The organism is Microbispora sp. NPDC049633 (genome assembly GCF_040675265.1).
GTDB lineage: Bacteria > Actinomycetota > Actinomycetes > Streptosporangiales > Streptosporangiaceae > Microbispora > Microbispora maris.
In genome coordinates, this window is record NZ_JBFAOO010000333.1 from 1 (window position 1) to 4,605 (window position 4,605).

The 4,605-nt window shown below is 69.1% G+C and carries 5 protein-coding genes; 3 read left to right on the forward strand and 2 right to left on the reverse strand.

What is annotated here, in order from left to right; translation table 11 throughout:
* Positions 1 to 1,377: glycoside hydrolase family 15 protein (locus AB0J39_RS38220; RefSeq protein ID WP_363473903.1), on the reverse strand; the 1,377-nt coding region annotated here is incomplete at its 3' end.
* A gap of 61 nt (positions 1,378 to 1,438) precedes the next feature.
* Between AB0J39_RS38220 and AB0J39_RS38225 the strand changes: the two genes are divergently transcribed.
* From AB0J39_RS38225 to AB0J39_RS38235, 3 genes are all read left to right on the forward strand, one after another.
* Positions 1,439 to 3,574 (forward strand): hypothetical protein, encoded by a 2,136-nt coding sequence (locus tag AB0J39_RS38225; protein WP_363473905.1) that lies wholly within the window; start codon positions 1,439 to 1,441, stop codon positions 3,572 to 3,574.
* A gap of 80 nt (positions 3,575 to 3,654) precedes the next feature.
* Entirely contained in the window at positions 3,655 to 4,167 is a 513-nt protein-coding gene (locus AB0J39_RS38230; RefSeq protein ID WP_363473907.1) for a hypothetical protein, read from the forward strand.
* 7 nt (positions 4,168 to 4,174) lie between these two features.
* The gene (locus AB0J39_RS38235) at positions 4,175 to 4,477 is read left to right on the forward strand and encodes a hypothetical protein (RefSeq protein ID WP_363473909.1); all 303 of its coding nucleotides are present in this window, start codon (positions 4,175 to 4,177) and stop codon (positions 4,475 to 4,477) included.
* On the opposite strand, the gene AB0J39_RS38240 is transcribed toward AB0J39_RS38235, so the two are convergent.
* The coding region (locus tag AB0J39_RS38240; protein ID WP_363473911.1) for a glycoside hydrolase family 15 protein at positions 4,452 to 4,605 on the reverse strand (154 nt) is incomplete at its 5' end. The genes AB0J39_RS38235 and AB0J39_RS38240 overlap by 26 nt on opposite strands.

The following is a 4,605-nucleotide window of genomic DNA, read 5'->3' on the forward strand; positions in this document are numbered from 1 at the left end:
GGCGTCCAGTTCGCGTGAGCCGTAGGACTGGGTGAAGGTGTTGCGTTCGGGGTCGTAGCCCTTGTCGCAGACCTCGGCGTGGATCCGGTCGCGCAGCGCGCGCCAGCGCTCCACGTCGCCGCGCCGGCCCAGCTCCTCGATGACGCGGACCATGCGATCGGCCGCGACCCAGGCCATGACCTTCGAGTGGACGAAGTGGCGGCGGGGGCCGCGCACCTCCCACAGTCCCTCGTCGGGCTGGTCCCAGTTGTGCTCGAAGAACTCCATGATCTTCGTGACCAGGGCCCAGGCGTGGTCGTCGGGTCCCATGCCCTGCTTGCGCGCCTGGTAGAGGGCGTCGACGAACTCCCCGTAGATGTCGAGCTGCAGCTGGGTCGCCGCGCCGTTGCCGATCCGCACGGGGGCCGAGTTCTCGTAGCCGGGCAGCCAGTCGAGCGTCATCTCCGGCAGCCGGCGCTCGCCGGCCACGCCGTACAGGACCTGCACGTCCTCGGGGCGGCCCGCAATGGCCCGCAGCAGCCAGGAACGCCAGGCGTCCGCCTCCTCGACGTACCCGGAACTGGTCAGCGCGTCGAGGGTCATCGCCGCGTCGCGCAGCCAGCAGTAGCGGTAGTCCCAGTTGCGCACGCCGCCCAGGTGCTCGGGCAGGGACGTGGTCGGCGCCGCGACGATGCCGCCGGTCGGGCTGTAGGTGAGCGCCTTGAGCGTGATGAGCGAGCGGACGACGGCGTCGCGCCACGGACCCCGGTAGCCGCACCGGGAGACCCACTCCTCCCACAGGAGCCTGGTCTCGGTGAGCTGCTCCAGCGGGTCGATCCGCTCCGGCTCCGACTGGTGGGAGGGATGCCAGGTGAACACGAACGGCACCCGCTCCCCGGCGGCGACGGTGAACGTGGCCTCGTGCCGGTAGTCGCCGCCGCGCAGATGGACGGGGGAGTGGATCCAGACCGAGTCGGGGCCGCCGACGGCGTGCAGGTGCCCTCCCGTGCGCCGCACCCACGGCACGATGCGGCCGTAGTCGAAGCGGATGCGGATCTCCGTCGTCATCTCCACGGTCCCGGACAGGCCCTCCACGACGCGTACGAGGTCGGGGTTGGCGTGCCGGGGCGGCATGAAGTCGATCACCTTGACCGCGCCCGTGGGCGTCTCCCAGAAGGTCTCCAGGATGAGTGTGTCCTCGACGTACGCGCGGCGCGTGGCCTGCTCCTGTCCCCCCGGGGCCAGGCGCCAGAAGCCGTTGGACTCGTCGCCGAGCAGGCGGGTGAAGCAGGAGGGGGAGTCGAACCGCGGCAGGCACAGCCAGTCGATCGAGCCGTTCCGCCCGATCAGGGCGGCCGACTGCATGTCGCCCACGAGGGCGTAGTCCTCGATCCGCATGCCGTCACGCTACCCGGCTCGCGCCGTCCCCCACATCCGCGCCTTGATCGCCTGCAATTGAATGGCTTTACTGTCGCGGGAAGGCGAACGTAATCTTTTCCTCTGCCGCTTTCCGCCGATCGTGCTGGAGTCCGCCGTTCTCATGACTCATCCGCCGTCGGTGCCGTCACCGGCTCCGCAGCCGTCGCCCGCGCCCGTGACCACGAGAGACGCGCCCGCGCCCCGGCCTTCGCCGACGCCTCAGCCGTCCCCGATCGCGGCAATTAATGACGGCTATTCCGGGATAAATCCGGCCTCAATGGATGAATTTGAGAAAGGGCTTGGGCGGGCCGAGGACGTGATGGGCCGCAACGAACAAGTCCTCGACCGGGCCCTGCGACGCCTCGGCCTCGACGCCTCGGGCCTGGCGGCCGTACGCGAGATGCGCAACTGGATCGCCGCCACCCGTCCCGACCTGCGCAGGCGCAGCGCGACGATCCGCGCGGAGCAGACGGAGTGGGCCGCCTCGGCCGCAGTCCCGGGCGGGCTGAGCGCCTTCGACGAGGCCCTGTACGGCAGAGCCGGCCGCGATCCGGACGTCTACGCCGCGGTGACGGCCTTGACGGATGCCGCCGCCGGCGGAGAGGTCGACGAGAGGACGCTGGCGGCGCTGGAGAAGCGGAAAGGGGACGCCGCGTTCACGACCGCGCTGATGACCACGCTGGGCGCGGCCGGGTTCCGCACGCTCATGGTCCAGACCGCCGAGCACGGCGGCGGCCGGAAGACGCAACGGCTGCAGGCCGCGCTCGGGTCGGAGCTCGGCACCGCGAGCCGGCGGCTCGGCGACGCCTGGCGCGACGAGCTGACCTCCGGCTTCCGCGTGGGCTGGCAGGACGGGCTCGCGGTCGCGCTCGCCCTCAAGCAGGGGGGATACGACACCCGGTTCCTGACGGCGGTGGCCGGGAAGCTCGACGCGTGGGACCGCGAGATGGCCAAGTTCCCGGTCGGCTCGGACCCGGGGGTGATGCGTACGGTCATGGAGGCGCTGAGCCGCGATCCCGCCGCCGCGCAGGACTTCTTCACGGGCGACCCGACCATGCTGAAGCGCTACCTGACCGAACGCGGGCTGGGGGACGGCGGCACGGCCCTGGGCAAGGCGCTCGAAGCGGCGACGCTGACGTTCCGCGACCACGAGGGCTCCCCGCAACACCCCTCCCGCGGCTACCTGTCGGCCAAGCTCACCTCGGAGCTCGTCCACATCGAGGCCGGACGCATCGAAGCGGGCCGCCCTTCGTTTCTCAAACCCGTCACCACCGGCCGCATCCTCGCCGGCTACATCAGCGACATCGACCGCGTGGCGCAGAATCGGGAGAATCCGATGACCGTTGGCGTCTCCGGTGCGGACAATCCCGGAGTGCCGGGGAAGGATCCGTGGGGAGCTCAGTTCGGCCGGGAGGAACTGCGCCGGGTGATGCGCGAGGCATTCGCGGATTCGGCGGCCTTCACTCCAGTCCTGGCCGCGCAGACGGCATTCACGAGCCTTCTTCTCGACCACGGGGCGGCCCGGATGCGGGAAGGGGACCGGGACACGCTGCTGACCAACGCCGAGCGGGCGGGAGCGGGATTCGGCATGATCACTGATGCTGCGGGGTTGGCGAAGATCGAGGCAGGCAAGGAGCTGGACGAGGCGCAGGAGCGCAACATGAAGATCTTCATGGCCGGAGTCAACACCGCTCTGGTCTTTCCCAAGAAGGGGGGTTGGCCGATCACCGCGGACCTGATCGGGGCCTGGACGGGCATCATCGAAGACAGTGCCAAGGGCGACGCGGAAAGCAAGGCTCGCAGCGAGGCGAACGCCGCCGTCGACCAGTCCAGGACTCTCCTGCATGATCTCACCGCCCAGGCCATGCTCAAGCACGGCGCCTTCGGCCCGGCCGAGCCGCCCGCCAAGACGCATCCCTGGGCCTCGCTCGAAGGTCTGGAGATTGGAGACGATCCTCGCGGCAATCCCAACAACTTCCTCAAAGACGACGGCCGGACATTGATGACCATGGACGAGATGACCGACAAGACGGCCACCAACAGCACGGACAAGTACCGCAGGGTGGAGGCCTACGAGCGATGGCTGTACGACGGCCTGTCGGGGAAGCCTTGGAGGGACGTCGAAGATCGCCTTGATCAGGGCTTCTTCCACGCGTTTGCGCAGTATGCGGCATGAGGCGGAGGTGGTCACCCTTCCTGTTGGTCTTGCTGTGCACACTGACCGGGCTGGTCTCCTGCCAGCAGGGTGAGAACCGCGTGGACATGACCGACCTCGCCCCGATGCCGACGGTCGCGGAGCCGCCTTACCTGTGCGGATACATTCCCCGTCGGGCGGTGGAACTCATGACGGGCATGCGTGATCCGCTGGCGCGAGGCTTCTTCGACCTGACGGTCGCCGACGGTGGCGGTGCCGGAAGCTGCGCTGTCTACCAACGAGGAGGCGACCGCTTGCAGGTGCTCCATGTCGACCTCACGCCCGGTGGCTATGCGGCCGAGGTCAACGAGCAGCTTGATTCCGGCGCCACACCTCTCCCCGAGATCGTCCCGGGGTCCGTCGGTGCGTACTTCAGGCGTGCCAGCGGTGAGAACAACGCCGCGTTCGCACATCTCGTACGAGGCAAGGCGGAGATCAACATAGCGTTGGAGATGGGCGTGGAGGGGCGGGACAACGCGGCTGACGTGCTGGCGCTGATGAAGCTGATCGCGCCCAGGCTGATCACGGACGCGAGTGCTCCGCCGGCGAGTCCGTCCGTTTCGGGGAAGGGCTGACCGGCTGATGGCGGCGTTGGTGCCCAATCCGTTGTATCTGGCGCTGGGGGAGGCACTGCGGACGGCCGAGCCTCTCGTCGGGGAGATCGAGAAGGCCGTCGAGGGGCCGTACCTGTACTTCCACAACGGGACGGTGTGGACCGGACCGGCGGCGCGGCGTTTCGACGTGGAGTTCGCCCAGAACCGGTCGCGGGTGCGGGGTTCTGCCGAGCGGATCCTGTCCGAACTGCGGCAGGCGCTGGCCCGAACCCCGCCGGAGGTGACGGAGGAGGAGGCCAGGTCCATCAGGACCCGGTACGACCTGCCGTGATCCTGTTCGTGCCGCTCAGCGCCTGGGCCGTGTGGATCAGGTGGATGTGGGTGAAGGCTTGGGGGAAGTTGCCGAGTTGGCGGCCTGTTTTGGGGTCGTATTCCTCGGCGAGGAGGCCGACGTCGTTG